At 54.5% G+C, this 17,960-nt stretch carries 20 protein-coding genes; 14 read left to right on the top strand and 6 right to left on the bottom strand.

The window, feature by feature from the left end:
• Window positions 1-152 precede the first annotated feature (152 nt).
• Both groL and O6944_03545 read right to left on the bottom strand, forming a co-directional pair.
• On the bottom strand, window positions 153-1,784 hold the full coding sequence (groL, locus tag O6944_03550) for a chaperonin GroEL (protein MCZ6718216.1): 1,632 nt from the start codon (window positions 1,782-1,784) through the stop codon (window positions 153-155).
• Between the two features lie 55 nt (window positions 1,785-1,839).
• A complete protein-coding gene (locus O6944_03545; protein MCZ6718215.1) occupies window positions 1,840-2,130 on the bottom strand; it encodes a co-chaperone GroES in 291 nt (96 codons plus the stop codon).
• Window positions 2,131-2,630: 500 nt separating this feature from the next.
• Here O6944_03545 and O6944_03540 point away from each other — a divergent pair, with 500 nt between their 5' ends.
• From O6944_03540 to purD, 11 genes are all read left to right on the top strand, one after another.
• Window positions 2,631-2,963: a divalent-cation tolerance protein CutA gene (locus O6944_03540; GenBank protein MCZ6718214.1), complete on the top strand. Its 333-nt coding sequence runs from the start codon at window positions 2,631-2,633 to the stop codon at window positions 2,961-2,963.
• Entirely contained in the window at window positions 2,960-4,900 is a 1,941-nt protein-coding gene (gene dsbD / locus O6944_03535) for a protein-disulfide reductase DsbD (GenBank protein ID MCZ6718213.1), read from the top strand. Before O6944_03540 ends, dsbD begins: the two co-directional genes overlap by 4 nt.
• A complete protein-coding gene (locus tag O6944_03530) occupies window positions 4,897-5,469 on the top strand; it encodes a TlpA disulfide reductase family protein (GenBank protein MCZ6718212.1) in 573 nt (190 codons plus the stop codon). Before dsbD ends, O6944_03530 begins: the two co-directional genes overlap by 4 nt.
• A gap of 113 nt (window positions 5,470-5,582) precedes the next feature.
• The gene (gene aroQ / locus O6944_03525) at window positions 5,583-6,029 is read left to right on the top strand and encodes a type II 3-dehydroquinate dehydratase (GenBank protein ID MCZ6718211.1); all 447 of its coding nucleotides are present in this window, start codon (window positions 5,583-5,585) and stop codon (window positions 6,027-6,029) included.
• Window positions 6,030-6,046: 17 nt separating this feature from the next.
• Complete coding sequence (gene accB / locus O6944_03520; GenBank protein ID MCZ6718210.1) at window positions 6,047-6,529, top strand: acetyl-CoA carboxylase biotin carboxyl carrier protein; 483 nt, start codon at window positions 6,047-6,049, stop codon at window positions 6,527-6,529.
• A 117-nt stretch (window positions 6,530-6,646) separates the two neighbouring features.
• On the top strand, window positions 6,647-7,990 hold the full coding sequence (gene accC, locus O6944_03515; GenBank protein ID MCZ6718209.1) for an acetyl-CoA carboxylase biotin carboxylase subunit: 1,344 nt from the start codon (window positions 6,647-6,649) through the stop codon (window positions 7,988-7,990).
• 188 nt (window positions 7,991-8,178) lie between these two features.
• On the top strand, window positions 8,179-9,072 hold the full coding sequence (locus O6944_03510; GenBank protein ID MCZ6718208.1) for a DUF3426 domain-containing protein: 894 nt from the start codon (window positions 8,179-8,181) through the stop codon (window positions 9,070-9,072).
• A gap of 178 nt (window positions 9,073-9,250) precedes the next feature.
• Window positions 9,251-9,508, top strand: a complete 258-nt coding sequence (locus tag O6944_03505; GenBank protein ID MCZ6718207.1) for a hypothetical protein — start codon at window positions 9,251-9,253, stop codon at window positions 9,506-9,508.
• Window positions 9,505-9,807, top strand: a complete 303-nt coding sequence (fis, locus tag O6944_03500; GenBank protein ID MCZ6718206.1) for a DNA-binding transcriptional regulator Fis — start codon at window positions 9,505-9,507, stop codon at window positions 9,805-9,807. The genes O6944_03505 and fis overlap by 4 nt, the downstream gene beginning before the upstream one ends.
• A gap of 134 nt (window positions 9,808-9,941) precedes the next feature.
• A complete protein-coding gene (purH, locus tag O6944_03495; GenBank protein MCZ6718205.1) occupies window positions 9,942-11,510 on the top strand; it encodes a bifunctional phosphoribosylaminoimidazolecarboxamide formyltransferase/IMP cyclohydrolase in 1,569 nt (522 codons plus the stop codon).
• A 15-nt stretch (window positions 11,511-11,525) separates the two neighbouring features.
• A complete protein-coding gene (gene purD / locus O6944_03490) occupies window positions 11,526-12,815 on the top strand; it encodes a phosphoribosylamine--glycine ligase (GenBank protein MCZ6718204.1) in 1,290 nt (429 codons plus the stop codon).
• A 19-nt stretch (window positions 12,816-12,834) separates the two neighbouring features.
• On the opposite strand, the gene hisH is transcribed toward purD, so the two are convergent.
• Together hisH and hisB are read right to left on the bottom strand one after the other, a co-directional pair.
• Window positions 12,835-13,476 carry an imidazole glycerol phosphate synthase subunit HisH gene (gene hisH, locus O6944_03485; protein ID MCZ6718203.1) on the bottom strand — a complete coding sequence of 214 codons (642 nt, stop codon included), beginning with the start codon at window positions 13,474-13,476 and terminating at the stop codon, window positions 12,835-12,837.
• 19 nt (window positions 13,477-13,495) lie between these two features.
• Window positions 13,496-14,089, bottom strand: coding sequence for an imidazoleglycerol-phosphate dehydratase HisB (hisB, locus tag O6944_03480; GenBank protein ID MCZ6718202.1), 594 nt, complete (start codon window positions 14,087-14,089; stop codon window positions 13,496-13,498).
• A 92-nt stretch (window positions 14,090-14,181) separates the two neighbouring features.
• Here hisB and hemF point away from each other — a divergent pair, with 92 nt between their 5' ends.
• Window positions 14,182-15,090 carry an oxygen-dependent coproporphyrinogen oxidase gene (gene hemF / locus O6944_03475; GenBank protein ID MCZ6718201.1) on the top strand — a complete coding sequence of 303 codons (909 nt, stop codon included), beginning with the start codon at window positions 14,182-14,184 and terminating at the stop codon, window positions 15,088-15,090.
• A gap of 25 nt (window positions 15,091-15,115) precedes the next feature.
• Here hemF and dtd read toward each other — a convergent pair whose 3' ends face one another.
• Together dtd and O6944_03465 are read right to left on the bottom strand one after the other, a co-directional pair.
• Window positions 15,116-15,586, bottom strand: a complete 471-nt coding sequence (gene dtd, locus O6944_03470; GenBank protein ID MCZ6718200.1) for a D-aminoacyl-tRNA deacylase — start codon at window positions 15,584-15,586, stop codon at window positions 15,116-15,118.
• A gap of 120 nt (window positions 15,587-15,706) precedes the next feature.
• On the bottom strand, window positions 15,707-16,135 hold the full coding sequence (locus O6944_03465; protein ID MCZ6718199.1) for a rhodanese-like domain-containing protein: 429 nt from the start codon (window positions 16,133-16,135) through the stop codon (window positions 15,707-15,709).
• Window positions 16,136-16,581: 446 nt separating this feature from the next.
• Here O6944_03465 and O6944_03460 point away from each other — a divergent pair, with 446 nt between their 5' ends.
• Window positions 16,582-17,025 carry a universal stress protein gene (locus O6944_03460; GenBank protein ID MCZ6718198.1) on the top strand — a complete coding sequence of 148 codons (444 nt, stop codon included), beginning with the start codon at window positions 16,582-16,584 and terminating at the stop codon, window positions 17,023-17,025.
• A gap of 171 nt (window positions 17,026-17,196) precedes the next feature.
• Entirely contained in the window at window positions 17,197-17,730 is a 534-nt protein-coding gene (locus tag O6944_03455; GenBank protein ID MCZ6718197.1) for an NnrU family protein, read from the top strand.
• Window positions 17,731-17,960: the final 230 nt, after the last annotated feature.

The raw sequence follows: 17,960 nt of genomic DNA, 5'->3' as shown, positions 1-17,960 counted from the left end.
TTGCCTGCGCAATTCGTCCATGACATGCAAGGGATAGAGGCAGGGTGGTAACGCATACACGCAGTCGGCCCCTAACATGAGGTGCCTCCCCAAAAAATAAGCCCCGCCATGATAGACGGGGCTTACTGGCCATAATTTGGCAGACAAGTTGCCTACATCATGTCCATGTCGCCCATGCCCGGGGCCCCGGGGACAGACTTGTCCTCCTTCGGCGCCTCAGCCACCATCGTTTCCGTGGTGATCATCAGACCAGCCACGGACGCTGCGTTCTGGAGCGCGATACGCGTCACCTTGGTGGGGTCCAGGATCCCCAGCTCGAGCATATCACCAAATTCCCTCGTAGCCGCATCGTAGCCAAAGTTATCCTTGCCTTCCTTCACCGTGTTAAGAATCACAGCGGCTTCATCGCCCGCATTTTCCACAATCTGGCGAAGCGGTTCTTCAACTGCGCGCTTTAGGATATTGATGCCCATATCTTGATCGTGATTATCTCCCTTAAGCTTATTTAGGGCGGGCAATGCTCGGACAAAGGCGACACCGCCACCCGGCACAACGCCTTCCTCTACGGCCGCGCGGGTTGCGTGAAGGGCATCTTCTACACGTGCTTTCTTCTCCTTCATCTCCACTTCAGTCGGCGCCCCCACTTTGACAACAGCGACGCCACCCGCCAGCTTAGCGAGCCGTTCCTGAAGCTTCTCCTTGTCATAATCGGAAGTCGACTCTTCGATTTGCTTCCGGATCTGCTGAATACGCCCTTCAATGTCCGCCCTCTTACCAGCGCCACCAATGATAGTCGTATCTTCCTTGGTGATCACCACACGCTTGGCTGTGCCCAGATCATCAAGACTGGCCTTCTCAAGGCTCAAGCCCACTTCTTCAGAGATGACGGTAGCGGCGGTGAGGACCGCGACATCCTCCAGCATCGCCTTGCGACGATCGCCAAAACCCGGTGCCTTAACAGCTGCAACCTTGACAATACCCCGGATGTTGTTGACGACCAACGTCGCTAGCGCCTCGCCCTCAACGTCTTCGCAGATGACCAGCATCGATTTACCGGCCTTCGCAACGTTTTCCAGGATCGGCAGGAGATCACGGATGTTGGAGATCTTCTTGTCGTGCACCAAAAAGTATGGGTCTTCGAGTTCGACATTCATTGACTGTTGATTATTTATAAAGTACGGAGAAAGATAGCCACGGTCGAACTGCATTCCCTCAACGGTTTCCAGCTCATTATCCAGCCCCGATCCCTCTTCAACCGTAATCACGCCCTCCTTGCCCACTTTACCCATGGCTTCTGCAATAATGTTGCCGATGGCAGTGTCAGAGTTGGCGGAGATGGTGCCAACTTGGGCAATGGCCTTATCATCCTCACAAGGTTTCGACAGCTTATTAAGCTCTGCCACGGTCACCACCACAGCCTTATCGACGCCGCGCTTTAGATCCATCGGATTCATCCCAGCGGCTACGGCCTTCATCCCTTCTGTCAGGATGGATTGCGCAAGTACCGTTGCCGTGGTGGTTCCATCACCCGCTTCGTCAGACGTGTTCGAGGCGACTTCCTTGACCATCTGGGCTCCCATATTCTCGAAACGATCCTTCAATTCGATCTCCTTCGCGACGGAGACGCCGTCCTTGGTCACAGTCGGCGCGCCAAAGCTCTTCTCGAGCACGGCATTCCGGCCCTTCGGCCCAAGCGTGACCTTCACCGCATCCGACAGGGCAATGACGCCCTTCAGCATGCGGTGACGTGCATCGTCGCTGAATCGTAATTCTTTAACACTCATGTTCAATTCCTCGTTATAAATTAGGTCGTCTGTTAGTTGGTATCGTTGGCGTCAATCACTCATCGATGATGCCAATGATGTCTTCTTCGCGCATCACCAGGATATCCTCGCCGTTGACCTTCACTTCGGTGCCTGAGTATTTGCCGAACAGGATCTTCTCCCCAACCTTGACATCCATAGGACGGATATCACCGTTCTCCAAGATCTTCCCTGGACCCGCAGCAATGACCTCTCCACGAACAGGCTTCTCAGCCGCCGTGTCCGGGATCACGATGCCACCCGCACTGGTGCGGTCTTCCTCTATTCGCCTGACCATCACGCGATCATGCAAAGGACGAATATTCATCGAGTTACCTCCTAATGGTCAAATTTCGTATCGATTGGATTGGTGCCGAGGCTGTTAGCACTCTCCCATGGTGAGTGCCAATTATAGAGAGGAACCCGGGACTGTCAAGCCGCGCCCGCAGGGTCGCGGACAAAGCTCGGAGCAAGGGGTTTATAGCGATCCTCCTCCCAGAACTCGCCTTCGAGGACTTCTACATCCTCCGACACACCCGGTCCAGCCTGCATTCCGTGGTGAACGGCCCACTGTCACGAGCCTATAGGGCTCGACCCGTGGGACTAGCACAAACAGGAGCAAGAACACATTCAAGCCGGGCATCGTTTATAACTAAAGCAGGGCCGAACCGGGCGTCGCTCGCGAGGGGTGCAGGATATTGACGGTCGATACGGGATGAAAGCACGGGGTTAATGTGGTGGGACTGTCCCCGCCGTAGCTTATTAACAGTTGAGTTGGCAAAATGCGTAACAACAGCGGCTATTACCCGCTATCTGAAGGGGGACCGTATGAATCCTGATCGCGAACATCTTCTTGTATTGAACACCTGTCCCGGGTCTATTACCGCCAAGAAAATAGCGCAAAATCTCGTCGAAGCGGGACACGCCGCCTGCGTGAATATTCTCGCAGCACATTCTATATTTTGGTGGAAAGGCCGCGTCGAGGCCTCGGATGAACATGTGCTTTTGATCAAGACCCGACTCGACCTTTATCCGGAGGTTGAACGTGCCATTTTGGCCCAACACCCCTATGAACTTCCGGAGATTATCGCAGTCCCTATCAAGGCAGGTTTAGCGGGCTATCTTTCCTGGATTGATGAGGTCACAAGCACTAGCCGATGAAACCCTTAATCACCCTACTCATCTCATCTTTAGTGCTGCTTGGTCACGATCTGGCCTTGGGCGAAGAGTCGTCGCCTAACAACGCTGCATTCAATCGCCTCGCCGTCAACCCCGCCACCGAAGACGCGCCAGCACCTGCGGATCGGTTGCTTCAAGGTTTCGGGCCCTTTGGAAAGGGGCTCGATCTCGGTTCGACCTCGCAGGAATTTCTCAATCCAGACGAAGCCTTCGTCGTTACCGCCATTCTCGACGATCCGACCACCGTCATCACCTACTGGCAGATCGCCGATGGTTATTACCTGTATCGGGATAAATTCAAATTCGCGGTCAGAGGAGCCGGTGTGGCACTCCAAGAGATTGCCATACCCGTTGGCGAATCCAAACACGATCCGACCTTTGGACGGGTGGAAATCATCCGCGGCGCGGCTGAGATTAAGTTGCCGTTGATGCGGCCCAAGCCAGACGCTGCTGAGATTGAATTGGAACTCAGTTACCAGGGCTGCGCCGAGGACGGCATTTGCTATCCCCCGATCACCAAGGTATTTTCGTTGCTGCTCGATTCCTGGATCACCCCGGCCGCGGCGGCGCAACCTCAGCCATCCAACGCCATGGATCAAGGCTTTATCTCCGAGCAGCAAGGGATCGTGCGTATGCTGGCCAACGGAAGCACGTTTCTCACGCTTCTGACTTTCCTTGGCTTTGGGCTGCTGCTCGCGTTCACACCCTGCGTCTTCCCGATGATACCCATTTTGTCAGGGGTCATCGTTGGTCACGGCGAGGGAATGACCACAGGCAAGGCGTTCAGGCTGTCGCTGGTCTATGTGTTGGCAATGGCAATTACCTATGCCGGGATCGGAATCATTGCCGGTCTATCAGGAAATAACCTGCAGGCGCTTTTTCAAAATCCCTGGGTGTTGGTGACATTTAGTGCCATCTTTATCGCCCTTGCGCTGTCCATGTTCGGTTTTTATCAATTGCAGGTGCCGAGCAGTATTCAGAGTCGCCTTCGGGGCATCAGCGAACATCAGGATCGGGGCACCCTGCACGGAGCGGCCATCATGGGATTTCTCTCCGCCCTTATCGTCGGGCCCTGCGTTGCCCCACCGCTGTTGGGGGCACTGCTGTATATGAGCCAGAGCGGTAACGCGCTATTGGGAGGAGCGGCCTTATTCGCCATGGGATTGGGATTCGGGATCCCACTGCTCATCGTCGGTACATCAGCTGGTAAGCTCCTGCCGAAAGCGGGTCACTGGACGGAGATCGTCCAGCCCATCTTCGGCGTGGTGTTACTGGGTGTGGCGATCTGGTTCATGGAACGCGTGCTACCTGGATCGGTTACCCTGCTGTTGTGGGCCCTACTGCTCACGGTGTCGGCCGTGTACATGGGTGCATTAGACAGTCTCGAGCGCACGGTCTCTGGCTGGCGCCGCCTTTGGAAAGGCATTGGGCTTGTGATACTTGTCTACGGTGTGGTGCTCGTGCTCGCGGCCGCCGGCGGCGGTCGCGACGTACTCAAACCACTCACCGGAATAGCCCTGCTATCGGGGGAAAGCAGAAATCTACAGACCCTCCCTGTATTCACTGAGGTGAAGGGCCTGCCAGCCCTGAAAGAAGAATTAGCTAAGGCCAAGGCGCGACAGAGGCCGGCAGTGCTGGATCTCTACGCGGACTGGTGTGTTGCCTGCAAGGAATTAGAGAAATACACGTTTGCCGATCGCGGCGTGCAAAACGCGCTGGCGGATGCCGTGCTGCTCAAAGCAGACGTCACGGCAAACGACGAGGTTGATCGATCCTTGTTGAGGCAATTGCAGCTATTCGGACCGCCAGCAATCCTCTTCTATGACCGCGACGCCGTGGAACGCCGCCCCTATCGCTTGGTGGGTTTTGTCGGACCCGATGCCTTTCGTGATCACGCGAAAAAAGCGCTTGCTCCATGAAAGGGGGGGCCCTAGTCCTCGCCGGCGCATTCTTGATGCTGCTGTCGGGTTTGGCGGGCTATTATCTGCATGACCGACTAACGCACGGATCGCCCTCACCACCGGGGCGCGCTGCCCCGCCTTTAACCTCACTCGCAATGCGTGCCACCGAAGGCACACAGCGACCGGACTTCACCTTGCCCGATATCGAGGCTATCCCGCGCAACGTCGCCGAGTGGGACGGGAAGGTTCTGGCCGTTAACTTCTGGGCCACGTGGTGCCCGCCCTGTCTCGAAGAAATACCAGAATTCATTGATTTACAGACACAATATGGAGCACAAGGCCTCCAATTTGTGGGTGTCGCCATCGATGATCTCGACAACGTTAAGGATTTTATTGACCGCTTCGGGATCAACTATCCCATATTGATAGGCGAACAAGACGCCATTCGTCTTGCCAAGATCTTTGGTAACGACATTGGCGCGTTGCCCTATACCGCCATCATTGACCGCACTGGACGTATTGTGTTTACCAAACGAGGGCAACTCTCCAGGGCAGAGGCTGTGGCCGTCATTGAGGCGTTATTATAGGTTTGAGCAACCCCCGAGCGGGCACAAATTATCCTCGAACTCCGGGTATTGATCTGTTAACTTGTCGGTAACTGCGCTGATCTCCAAGAAATGTGCGGCGGGGGGAAGGTCTGATGGCACGCCTATTGGTACTCAACGGTCCAAATCTCAACCTGCTTGGCGAGCGGGAGCCGGAGGTATACGGCACCGTAACCTTGGAAGCCATTAACCAACGCCTCGCTACGTTGGCTGAATCCGCTGGGCATACGATCACCTGTTATCAGAGCGATGCAGAGCACGAGTTGATCGCGCGCATTCATGGCGCGAGAGGGGATAGCACGGCCTTCATCATTATCAATCCAGGGGCCCTCACCCACACCAGCATTGCCATGCGCGATGCCCTGCTTGCGGTGAAGATCCCGTTCATTGAGGTTCACCTTTCCAACGTGTACGCTCGAGAACCCTTTCGACGTCACTCTTACCTTTCCGACATCGCCGTTGGCGTCATTAGCGGCCTGGGCGCCTTGGGCTATGAGCTTGCGTTCCAAGCAGCCCTGCAACAGATACAAAACAAAAGTTAGCTGCTTCAAAACCCAGCATGGACATCCGAAAAGTTAAGAAGCTCATTGAGTTACTTGAAGAGTCGGGGATCGCCGAGATCGAAATCCACGAAGGCGAAGAGTCGGTGCGGATAAGCCGGCACAGCACGCATGCCCCCGTACAAACCATCGTACAGGTACCTGAGGAGCCGGCTCGTCCTGCGGCACACTCGCCGAGCCCCTCTGAACCGGCTCCCGGAGGTGTCGAAGAACGCCTGTCGGCGACGACCGCACCGCACGCGCGTGAGGGACATGTTGTGACCGCGCCGATGGTCGGGACCTTTTTTCGAGCAGCCTTCCCAGAAAACCCGCCATTCGTCGAGGTAGGCCAAACTGTGTCGGAAGGCGACGTGCTCTGCATCATCGAGGCCATGAAAATGATGAACCAAATCGAAGCCGACGTAAGCGGCACAATATCAGCAGTTCTGGTAGAGAATGCTCAGCCCGTTGAATTTGAGCAGCCCCTATTTATCGTCACCTAATCGGCAGATTGGAACGCCTATGTTTCAGCTCGCGGGCCCTTTGCTTACCTCTAAACCCTCCCCTGTCTCGCCGGCCAACACACGCAACCCCACTGCGCCGATTTCTGCCGAGTAGTCATGCTCGACAAAGTTGTAATAGCCAACCGTGGCGAGATCGCCCTGCGCATATTGCGCGCCTGCCGTGAGCTCAACATCAAGACGGTTGCAGTCCACTCATCCGCTGACCGCGACCAGAAACATGTTCGTCTAGCAGATGAATCGGTGTGTATCGGGCCCCCGACGCCGAGCGACAGCTATCTAAACATCCCAGCAGTTATCAGCGCCGCGGAAGTAACAGACTCAGTGGCGATTCATCCTGGCTACGGATTTTTGGCTGAGAACGCTGACTTTGCAGAACGCGTAGAGCAAAGTGGATTCATCTTCGTCGGGCCGCGTCCAGAGACCATTCGTCTCATTGGAGATAAGGTCTCCGCCATCGCGACGATGCAGCGAGCAGGTATTCGTTGTGTCCCGGGTTCCGACAAGCCATTAAGCGACGACATGGAAGAGAACGCGCGTGTTGCAAGAAATATTGGTTTCCCCGTGATCATTAAGGCAACAGGTGGTGGTGGTGGGAAGGGAATGCGTGTCGTCCACAGTGAAGCTACCCTCCGTAATGCCATATCGGTAACCCGCGCCGAGGCAGCCGCAGCTTTTGGCAACGATGTGGTGTATATGGAAAAGTTCCTCGACGCACCACGACACATTGAAGTGCAGGTACTGGCAGACGACGACGGGCATGTGATCCATTTAGGCGAACGTGACTGCTCTATGCAGAGACGCCATCAAAAAATTATTGAAGAAGCCCCTGCTCCCGGCATCAGCAGCAAACTACGGAGCCGGATTGGGAAACGATGTGTTGAGGCTTGTCTTGCTATTGGCTACCGGAGCGCCGGAACTTTCGAATTCCTGTATCAGGACGGTGATTTTTACTTCATAGAGATGAATACCCGCTTACAGGTGGAACATCCCGTGACAGAAATGGTCACGGGTGTCGATATCGTAAAGGAGCAACTGCGAATTGCGAGCGGGGAGCGGCTATCGTATCGGCAAACCGATATTGAGATCCGAGGACATGCCATCGAATGCCGCATCAATGCTGAAACCCCGGACACATTCATACCGTCACCAGGGACGATCAGTCATTTTCATCTCCCGGGTGGACCTGGAATTCGAGTAGATACACATGTCTATCAAGGCTACACCGTGCCACCATACTACGACTCCATGATCGGCAAACTCATTGCCCATGCAGAAACACGCCCCCTCGCGTTGGCACGCATGACGACCGCCTTGACTGAAATCCTTATCGATGGGATCGACACAAATATCCCACTACATCAGCGCATATTCTCCAATGCTACGTTCCTTGCCGGTGGAGTCGACATTCATTACTTGGAAAAAATGCTCGGCACAGAATAACGCATAAAGAGGATTCTGCTACGTCGCGTCGAGGGGGAAATGCCCTGTTGGCCACTAAGCGGTCGTGGTATAGCATGATCGAACCCGGTAATAGGTGGCGTCACGATGCTTTACGGCCCAACGAAGGCGTGATCAGGAGGCCACCCCACGACGCGTACGGTGCTTCCTGCCCCATACAATTTTGAACCATGTATACTCGGTGTCCGCATTGCATGAGATTGTTCCGCGTTGGTGCCCCGCAACTTCGTGCAGCACACGGGCAGGTTCGCTGCGGCTCCTGCTACGAGCCGTTCAACGCCTTGGAGTCCCTGCAGGATGAGGCCGAGGATTCCACCGTCACCGAGCCGTCCGAGCAGATCATCGATGATCCCACAATCACGTCTCCCAAAGCCGGGGATGACGATTCCGAAGTAATCCGACCAGAACCCAGTGAAGCCAAGCCCATGCCAGCCCCCGGGGCACCCTCCGTTTCGCCACTAGGGGTCAAGGCAACTGTGCCGTACCACCCGAACGCCGAAGGCGCAGCCCGCAAAAATGAAAAAGAGGGTGAGGATGAGATCCCCTACGTCCTGCGCGCCGAAATCAGTCATATCGCCCATGCAGACAATGGTGCGCCACGGTTGGCATGGGGGCTCGCGGCGCTTTTCCTTACTATCCTTTTCGCAGGGCAATTCGCTTGGTTCAACCGCGATTCATTGCTGCAGCGTTTCCCGACGCTGCGCCCATGGGCACAAGAGGCCTGCGTCATGATCCGTTGTGAATTGTGGACTCAGCGCGCTCCATCAGCAATCAAGGTTCTTAACCGCGATGTACGAGTTCACCCAAAATACGAAAAGACATTGCTGGTGAACGCAACCCTTGTCAACGAGGCGAAATACAACCAGCCCTTTCCTGTCGTGCAGCTTGCATTATTCGATACCGCGGGCCGGACGATCGCCATGGGTAGATTTAAACCTCAGGAATATCTGGACACGAGTATTGACCTAGCAGCTGGCATGGAACCTGATACGCCGGTTCATATCGTCCTGGAAGTTACCGGTACAACAAAAGGTGCAGTCAGCTTCGAATTCAAGTTTCTCTAATAACCCACCAAAACCCGCTCGACATCCACCGTTCCCATTCTGTGATCTAGTTCACAGAATCTATGGTTGCCTTCACCAACGGTCTTTCATCCAATTCGAATTGTAGTTATTATGCAGTCTCGCTCCTAACCGCCAAGTAAGAAAGTCATTGCGGTCGCAAGGTGCGAAGTGAGCCCGGTTGTTTTATAACAAATTTCTGCTGGCGCCAATGGCGGCCATAATCGACCAGCTTTACCAACAGTTACGTCAGGTCTTCCTTAAGAGTGCGGCCGTGTCGAGGACGGTCTCCTCCGATTTTCTATTATTGGGCATGCAGCACCATAGAGCGGTTCATCCCAACTGTCTTGTGGTCGATCAAACTGATGAGGTTTGTAAGCGATCGCCTATCGTCTGGAAGTTTGTTGGCATGATGTTCGCTGGGCGCATGGCAGCATGAGAAAAAAGAGCGCACGCAAAAAGCGCCGGGTCTACGAAAGGACGACCAGGCTACCCGAACGTGAACGACGTAAGGACCCCTTGCGTATATGTGTGCAGAATGCCATGGAGCTATACTTCAACGATTTGGATGGCCACACTCCCTGCGACCTGTATCAGCTCGTCATTTCAGAGGTTGAGGAACCCTTACTCAGCGTCGTCCTCCAACATACCGATGGCAATATCACAAAGGCGGCAGAGCTTCTAGGTATCAATCGCGGCACGCTCCGAAAGAAACTCGCGAAATACGGACTTAATTAAATCCTAGTTGATCCCGTCCCATGCCAAGCTCAAAATGGCAGGTGACGGATTCTTTCCGGCGACTGACACATTCGATTTGTTAGCCGCGCCTGAATTGAACCCCCAAATCCAGTGCACAGGGCTTAGCGGAGCACATGCCAAAGATCAATCGCGCCCTCATCAGCGTCTCGGACAAGACTGGTATCGTTGACTTCGCCCGCGGCCTATCGCAGGCAGCGATCACGATTCTCTCGACCGGTGGGACAGCAAAGCTGCTCACTGAGCATGGAATCAAGGTCGTTGAGGTGTCTGATTACACCGGCTTCCCCGAGGTTATGGGCGGCCGCGTCAAAACCCTACACCCTAAAATACACGGCGGACTCTTGGCGAGGCGCGGAGTAGACGACGCCATCATGCAAGAGCATGGCATCGAGCCGATCGATCTACTTGTAGTCAACCTCTATCCGTTTGAGAACATCGTTGCAGAAGAGAACTGCAACCTAAGCACAGCCATCGAAAACATTGATATTGGTGGACCGACGATGTTACGCGCCGCTGCCAAGAATTACGCTTGGGTAACCGTCGTTGCCGATCCCGCTGACTACCCTCGCGTGCTGCAAGCACTCGAAACTAACGATGGTATGATTAGCGACGCCCTGCGATTTTCCCTCTCAGCCAAGGTATTTGAACGTACGGCGCGCTACGACGCGGCTATTGCCAATTACCTCGGGAGACTTTGTGACAACGGCCGCCATGTCCACTTTCCGCGGACCTATACGGCTCAATTCAATAAACGCTTGGATCTACGCTACGGCGAAAACCCCCATCAAAAGGCCGCTTTTTACGGAGAACTCGCCCCGGACCCGGGTACCCTAGGGAGTGCCGAACTGATCCAAGGGAAGCCACTCTCGTATAACAACATTGCTGATTCTGATGCAGCCTTGGCGTGTGTGAAATCCTTCCAAGAACGCCCCGCGTGCGTCATTGTCAAACATGCGAATCCTTGCGGTGTGGCCCTCGGTAACAGCGTGCTTGAAGCCTATGAAGGGGCCTATGCGACTGATCCGACATCGGCATTTGGCGGCATCATCGCTGTTAACCGGGCCCTGGACGCAGAGACTTCGCACGCGATCCTCGAGCGCCAGTTTGTCGAGGTCATCATTGCGCCGTCGATTACAGATGATGCGCGACCGATACTTTCTAAAAAGCCAAACATTCGTGTCTTGGTGACTGGCGCTTGGGACACCCAGACTCAGCAGCATTGGGACTACAAACGCGTTAACGGTGGGCTACTCGTCCAGGATCGGGACGATGAGCTGGTGCGCATGGAGGACCTAAGGACCGTCACCAACCGGGCGCCGACCAACGAGGAACAGGAAAATTTGTACTTCGCATGGCAGGTGGTCAAATTTGTGAAGTCCAATGCCATCGTTTACGCCAAGAATTCCCGTACCATCGGGATCGGTGCCGGGCAAATGAGCAGGATCTATAGTGTCCGAATCGCGGCAATTAAGGCAGAAGACGAGGGATTGAACGTCAAAGGTTCGGTCATGGCCTCAGATGCCTTCTTTCCATTTCGCGACGGCATTGAGACCGCAGCTAAACTCGGCATCACTGCGATTATCCAGCCTGGGGGCTCACGAAACGATGAGGATGTCATTAACGCAGCCGATGAGCACAATGTCGCCATGGTATTTACCGATATGCGCCATTTTCGGCATTGAAAGGCGTTTGCAGAGGTGAAGGTGCTGATCGTTGGCGGTGGAGGACGCGAGCACGCCCTTGCGTGGAAGTCATCCTTGTCCCCTCGTGTTGATACGGTTTTTGTCGCGCCCGGCAACGCCGGCACCGAGCGTGAATCCAAGGTTGAAAATGTCGCCATCGCGGCAGATGACATTGAGGCTCTGGCACGCTTTGCCAGCGGGCACGCGATCGATTTCACCATCGTCGGCCCTGAAGCCCCCCTCGTCGCTGGCATAGTCGATGCCTTCGAAGCGCTGGGGTTAAGCTGCTTTGGTCCACATAAGGCAGCCGCCTTGCTGGAAGGATCCAAAGCCTATGCCAAGGGCTTTCTCTCCCGGCATGGGATCCCAACGGCCGCCGCGGAAACTTTTAGCGACGTTAACGACGCCATTCACTACATCCGCCAACAGGGTGCCCCCATCGTAATCAAAGCGGACGGCCTCGCCGCTGGCAAAGGGGTCATTATCGCCGAAGATGAAGCTGATGCCATCGACGCAGCAACTAACATGTTGTCAGGCAAGGCCTACGGCGACGCTGGGCGCCGGGTGGTGATTGAACAATTCCTCGAGGGTGAGGAAGCAAGTTTTATCGTCATGACCGACGGCGAACAGATTCTGCCGCTCGCCAGCTCCCAGGATCACAAGCCCAGGGATGACGGCGATCAAGGGCCGAATACTGGCGGTATGGGCGCCTACTCGCCTGCACCCATCATCACGGCGGAAGTGCACGAGCGGATTATGCACGAGGTGATCCGCCCTACGGTTCGCGGCATGGCCCAGGAGGGCTGCCGCTATATCGGTTTTCTCTATGCCGGGTTGATGATCATGCCCGACGGATCACCCAAGGTACTCGAGTTCAACTGCCGTTTTGGGGATCCGGAGGCACAACCGATTATGATGCGCCTGAAATCCGATCTCGTGGAACTCTGTGACGCCGCACTTGATAACCGACTCGGAAAGCAAAGTGTCGAATGGGATCCACGTGTCGCACTTGGTGTGGTACTTGCGTCGAAAGGCTATCCCGGGAGCATTCGTAAAGGCATTTCAATCCACGGATTAAATGACGGTTGCACTGATGGCGTCAAGATCTTCCACGCCGGCACAGCCATGAGTGACGGTCAGGTCGTTACCGCGGGTGGTCGTGTACTATGCGTATGTGCAATGAACGAGACGATCACCTCAGCACAGCGGCGGGCCTATAAGACAATCGATTCGATTTTTTGGGAAGGCATGTTCTGCCGGCGAGACATCGGCTTTCGTGCTATTACTCGTGATACAACAAATTGAAGACCACTTTATTGATCCTTTATGGGTTCCACTTCAGAAAATTGGAAAGCAGCGTAAGACCCGCATTCTGACTTTTCTCAGGGTGAAACTGCACCGCGAAGACATTGTCTCTGGCCACGGCGGATGCAAAGTCGACCCCATAAGTGGTACTCGCTACCATAACCTCCGCCGTTGGCTGAACATAATAGCTGTGCACAAAATAGAAGCGTGTGCCAGATGCTATCCCCCGCAAAAGCGCATGATTGCTATGTAGATTTACCTGATTCCAGCCCATGTGTGGGATCTTGAGACGTCCCCTTGTGCTGGGATCCGTTAGGTCATTGGGAAAACGCACGACGGTTCCGCGGAATATCCCGAGCCCTTGCGTCCCTCCATCTTCCTCGCTCTCTTCCATGAGCGTCTGTAAGCCGAGGCAGATGCCGAGAAACGGCTTGCTGGCGACGCATTCGCGCAGCGTCGCATCGAGCTGCAACCCTCTTAGCCGATCCATGCAATCCCCAATGGCGCCCTGACCCGGAAACACGACCCGGTCAGCACCGAGGATCCCTTGCGCGGCATCGCTCACAATGACTTGATGTGCGCCACCAGCAACGGTTTCCAGGGCTTTGGCGACCGATCGGAGGTTGCTTCCGCCATAATCTAGAACGGCAACGGACTTCATGGATAGCGAAATGAGTCGTCTAGAGACTGCCTTTGGTCGACGGGAGGGCCCCTTCGGAACGCGGATCGATTTCCAACGCCATGCGCAGCGCACGACCAAAGGCCTTAAATAAGGTCTCAGCGATATGATGGGCGTTACGTCCCCGAAGCGTGTCAATGTGTAATGTCACCAGCGCGTGGTTTACGAACCCCTGAAAAAATTCGCGTAGCAGATCAACATCAAAGTTACCGATACGTGCCCGCGGAAACGTCACGTTATAAGCCATACTGGGGCGGCCTGAACAGTCCAAAACCACGCGTGACAGTGCCTCATCGAGCGGCACATAGGCATGCCCGTAGCGCCGGATTCCCTTTTTTCCACCAAGGGCCTGGAGCAACGCCTGCCCCAAAGTGATCCCAACGTCCTCCACAGTGTGGTGGGCGTCAACTTTTAGGTCACCCTGTGCATGAACCGTCAAATCCATCATGCCGTGACGGGCAACCTGATCAAGCATGTGATCGAGAAAAGGGATCCCTGTGTCGATGGTTGACGACCCCTTACCGTCAATCCCAACCGTCACCTCGATCTGGGTTTCTTTCGTTTCGCGCTTAACGCGCGCGCTACGGTTACTCATATTGTCAATCCTGCAAACATTCGCATAAATAGGATACCCTGTTCACATGGCCGGTAAAACCAAGTGCGGTTGTTTATTAGTTGCAGGTTGAAATGGATACCATCGACATCGACGCCGTACACTCATATCTCGTCGACCTGCAGGAGAGCATTTGTCACGCCATCAAAAAGATAGAGCATAGCAGTCGCTTCATGGAAGACCAGTGGCAATGCGAAGCAGGTGGCGGTGGCCGTAGCCGTGTCTTGGCAGATGGAGAGGTGTTCGAGCGGATCGGCGTCAATTTTTCCCATGTGCAGGGGAAAACGCTTCCTCCATCGGCCACGGCGGAGCGGCCCGATCTTATTGGCCATAGCTACCACGCAATGGGTATGTCATTAGTTATCCATCCAAAAAATCCTTATGTGCCAACCTCGCATGCCAATGTGCGTTTCCTGATCGCAGAGAAAACAGACACGGTTCCACATTGGTGGTTCGGCGGCGGCTTTGATCTCACTCCTTATTACGGTTTCGAAAAAGACGCGCGACATTGGCACAAAATCGCCCATAATGCCTGCGCACGCTTCGGAGAGGATGTCTATGCCAAATATAAAAAATGGTGTGATGACTACTTTTATATTCGCCACCGCAGTGAACCGCGAGGTATCGGTGGACTCTTCTTTGATGACCTTAACTCGTGGGGTTTCGAACGCTGCTTTGCATTCGCCCGAAGCGTCGGAGACCACTTTGTGCCAGCATACATGCCGATCGTTGAACGCCGTAAGGATACCCCATACGGAGAACGGGAACGTGACTTTCAACTCTACCGACGCGGACGCTATGTGGAATTCAACTTGATCTATGATCGCGGCACATTGTTTGGGCTCCAGACCGGTGGTCGTACTGAGTCGATTCTCATGTCGCTTCCACCCGTGGTGAAGTGGCGCTATAACTGGAAGCCGGAGCCAAATACACCCGAGATGGACCTCTACGACGCGTTTCTAACATCAAGAGATTGGCTATAACCACTTCCGTTCAAAACCCCCCGAATCACTTTGGTACGGCTGACTCAGATGCAGTGGGCGGGGCGTGAAGCCAAAATGTCACCGGCCCGTCGTTCGTGAGGGTGATTTGCATGTGGGCGCCGAAGCGGCCGTATGCCACATTAGCGTGTTGTGCGTGTGCGCGCCGAACGACGTAGTCAAACAGGTGCTTACCAACTGTGGGCTCGGCTGCTGGCGTGAAGCTCGGCCGCATTCCCTTCTTAGTGTCAGCCGGCAACGTGAATTGCGGTATCAGGAGGAGTCCGCCATCAATGTCCTTCAAACTGCGGTTCATCTTGCCTTCGTGATCAGTAAAGACACGGTAACCCAAGAGACGCTCGAGGAGGCGATTTGCTTGCGCTTCCCCGTCCCCTTTTTCGACCCCCAGAAACACGACAAGGCCAGCTGCAATCACACCAACCACCTCACCCTCGATCTCGACCGATGCGCAACTAACCCGTTGCAAGAGGCCAATCATCAATCCGAAGCTAAGCTTGCAGGCGGCTTGCGTCTACTCGGGATCGACCGCACATGTTGTTCCAAGCGCTGTCTTCGCATCCTGTGCGCGGCCAGCCTAAGTCGTGCCGTAGGCGTCCGGTTAGGTTTGTTCCCACGGCATACCGCGGAAACGCCAACCGTTGATGCTGCTTCGATGCTTGCCTTCGTCTAAGTCCCCCTCGAACCCTTCCTCGATGTTGTATACCTCCTTGAATCCGTGCATCGCGAGTTCCTCTCCAGCCGCGAGCGAGCGCTTACCGCTTCGACAGATAGTAAACACCGGCATCGTTTCGATCTCTTCGCCGTCGCCACTACGCGCCCGTAGAGCATTCCGTACTTCGGTGACAAAAGTTCCGTTGATTTGCCATCCTGGAGCCTCCTGCCATGGCACATGAACTGCCCCGATGGGGTGACCGACATACCGGTATTCGATTGTGGTGCGCACATCGAGAATCACTGCCCGTGCATTGTTTTGCACCGCTTCCCAGGCCGCCTGCGACGTTGCCTTTTTAACCCGTGTCCTCGCCATAACGCGCTTTACTCTAAATGAAGCCGATTCATCCCTAAATAGTGTACACCGACGATAAATGGGATATCGTAAATTTCCCGATTGCACAGGCTTCTCTCGGTAGCAGCCTTGTTGCAATGCCCCCGCGGCCCATCCCACACAAAGCCAACACGGGCACCTTGTTCCCGATGCTTCTAAACATCGCGAGATTACGTTTATGGATCCTCTGCCCATCAAGACGACGCACTCGATAACATAACCCAATTGATGCCTCTGCTGAAGGCCGGGCCCCCCGCTTGACTCCTTATAAGGCACCCTTCACTAGTGCTTCACCTAAAACCGAACCCACCTGCCCTAGCACGTAACCACATGAAAATCACATGTACTGTCGAGCGGAGTAATAATCGAGCATATGAATAAAGTCGCGCAATAGGGTGCAAAAAACGCGGGGCCTTGGGAAGAACATCATGATCAAATATCGCCGCATCCTGAGTCCAGTGGACTTTTCGAAAGCTTCGCAACGCGCCTTTGAAACCGCTGTTGATCTTGCGGCACGACTCGACGCGGAGGTACGCGCCATGCACGTCTACCAGCTGCCCGCGTCCACGTTGCCCGACGGCGTTATGGAAACACCGACCGATCTTGAAACCGTCTTAGAGGAACGCCTGGAAAAACAACTCAGTGAATTTGTCAAGCAGACGGCCACCGAAGGCGTTAATATCACGACAGGGTTAGCCGAAGGTGTCCCCTACGTCGAAATCACACGGGCTGCCAAGGCATTTGATGCCGATCTAATTGTAATCGGCACACATGGCCGAACCGGGCTTGCCCACCTGCTACTGGGCAGTGTGGCAGAACGCGTCTTACGTATCTCAGAAATCCCGGTCCTCGTCGTTCAGCAACATCACTAATCTCTTCACCCAAATGGGCCATGGGTACTCATTACTTGGACTGTCCACCGCTGTTTTTGTCACCAGCCACTTGGCCCTTTCAAGCGCCCCGATTCGGTCTGCCACCGTGCGTCGCTTGGGAGAGACCCATTTCCTAATCCTCTATGCCGTTATTTCAGTCATCGCGCTCTCGTGTATGATCATGGCTTACGTAAAGACTCCCACGACGATTTCCTATGGCTCCCAAGCCCGCCACTACACACCGTCCCTCTATTCATCATGCCTTTCGCTGCCGTACTCCAGGTTGCTGGCGTGACTGCGAAGCATCCCGCTGGGATCCAAACGCGAGGGGCGATTGATAGGAGCCCCAACGTGAACGGAATTCTGCGTATTACTCGCCATTCCGTACAATGGAGCATCGTACTCTGGTCGCTATCGCATATCATCGCAAACGGAGATAAATCGTCGGTGATCTTTTTCGGCGGTTTTTTTCTTCTTGCGGCAGTCAGCTCCTATCTGACCGATCTAAAATGTAAAAAACAAGCAGGGGATAAAAGGAACGAGTTTGCAGAGATCACATCAAACTTACCTTTTGCGGCGATCATCTCAGGCCGCAATCATTTGAACATCGTTGAAATTGGCTGGCCTATCATTATCGTCAGTGCGCTACTATACGGCGCTATACTGATTCTTCATCCCATTATATTTAGGGTCACACCTTATTGAGCGCATATCAATTCGAAGCCAATGATGCGCGATATAATAAAAATAACGCAGTTGGCTTCAGTCGTTCATCTTGCGGTACTGCCAACAGAGTTGGCTGGTGACGCACGAGAATGATTCCCAAAATGTCGTACTTTGTCGCTAAAAATCTGGCCTAGGGCTGTCGCGTAACGTCTAGCCTTACGAGCAACGCCTGATATCAATGAAAGAATCCATTAAGACAGGGCTTAGCT

It is taken from the genome of Gammaproteobacteria bacterium (genome assembly GCA_027296625.1).
In the GTDB taxonomy this organism is placed as follows: domain Bacteria; phylum Pseudomonadota; class Gammaproteobacteria; order JAKEHO01; family JAKEHO01; genus JAKEHO01.
This window is presented reverse-complemented; position numbering and strand designations above follow the sequence as displayed.

What these genes read in the sequence shown, in the direction of transcription:
- groL (MCZ6718216.1), bottom strand. Translation starts at nt 1,784, where the DNA reads ATGAGTGTTAAAGAATTACGATTCAGCGACGATGCACGTCACCGCATG.
- O6944_03545 (MCZ6718215.1), bottom strand. Translation starts at nt 2,130, where the DNA reads ATGAATATTCGTCCTTTGCATGATCGCGTGATGGTCAGGCGAATAGAG.
- O6944_03540 (MCZ6718214.1), top strand. Translation starts at nt 2,631, where the DNA reads ATGAATCCTGATCGCGAACATCTTCTTGTATTGAACACCTGTCCCGGG.
- dsbD (MCZ6718213.1), top strand. Translation starts at nt 2,960, where the DNA reads ATGAAACCCTTAATCACCCTACTCATCTCATCTTTAGTGCTGCTTGGT.
- O6944_03530 (MCZ6718212.1), top strand. Translation starts at nt 4,897, where the DNA reads ATGAAAGGGGGGGCCCTAGTCCTCGCCGGCGCATTCTTGATGCTGCTG.
- aroQ (MCZ6718211.1), top strand. Translation starts at nt 5,583, where the DNA reads ATGGCACGCCTATTGGTACTCAACGGTCCAAATCTCAACCTGCTTGGC.
- accB (MCZ6718210.1), top strand. Translation starts at nt 6,047, where the DNA reads ATGGACATCCGAAAAGTTAAGAAGCTCATTGAGTTACTTGAAGAGTCG.
- accC (MCZ6718209.1), top strand. Translation starts at nt 6,647, where the DNA reads ATGCTCGACAAAGTTGTAATAGCCAACCGTGGCGAGATCGCCCTGCGC.
- O6944_03510 (MCZ6718208.1), top strand. Translation starts at nt 8,179, where the DNA reads ATGTATACTCGGTGTCCGCATTGCATGAGATTGTTCCGCGTTGGTGCC.
- fis (MCZ6718206.1), top strand. Translation starts at nt 9,505, where the DNA reads ATGAGAAAAAAGAGCGCACGCAAAAAGCGCCGGGTCTACGAAAGGACG.
- purH (MCZ6718205.1), top strand. Translation starts at nt 9,942, where the DNA reads ATGCCAAAGATCAATCGCGCCCTCATCAGCGTCTCGGACAAGACTGGT.
- hisH (MCZ6718203.1), bottom strand. Translation starts at nt 13,476, where the DNA reads ATGAAGTCCGTTGCCGTTCTAGATTATGGCGGAAGCAACCTCCGATCG.
- hisB (MCZ6718202.1), bottom strand. Translation starts at nt 14,089, where the DNA reads ATGAGTAACCGTAGCGCGCGCGTTAAGCGCGAAACGAAAGAAACCCAG.
- hemF (MCZ6718201.1), top strand. Translation starts at nt 14,182, where the DNA reads ATGGATACCATCGACATCGACGCCGTACACTCATATCTCGTCGACCTG.
- dtd (MCZ6718200.1), bottom strand. Translation starts at nt 15,586, where the DNA reads ATGATTGGCCTCTTGCAACGGGTTAGTTGCGCATCGGTCGAGATCGAG.
- O6944_03465 (MCZ6718199.1), bottom strand. Translation starts at nt 16,135, where the DNA reads ATGGCGAGGACACGGGTTAAAAAGGCAACGTCGCAGGCGGCCTGGGAA.
- O6944_03460 (MCZ6718198.1), top strand. Translation starts at nt 16,582, where the DNA reads ATGATCAAATATCGCCGCATCCTGAGTCCAGTGGACTTTTCGAAAGCT.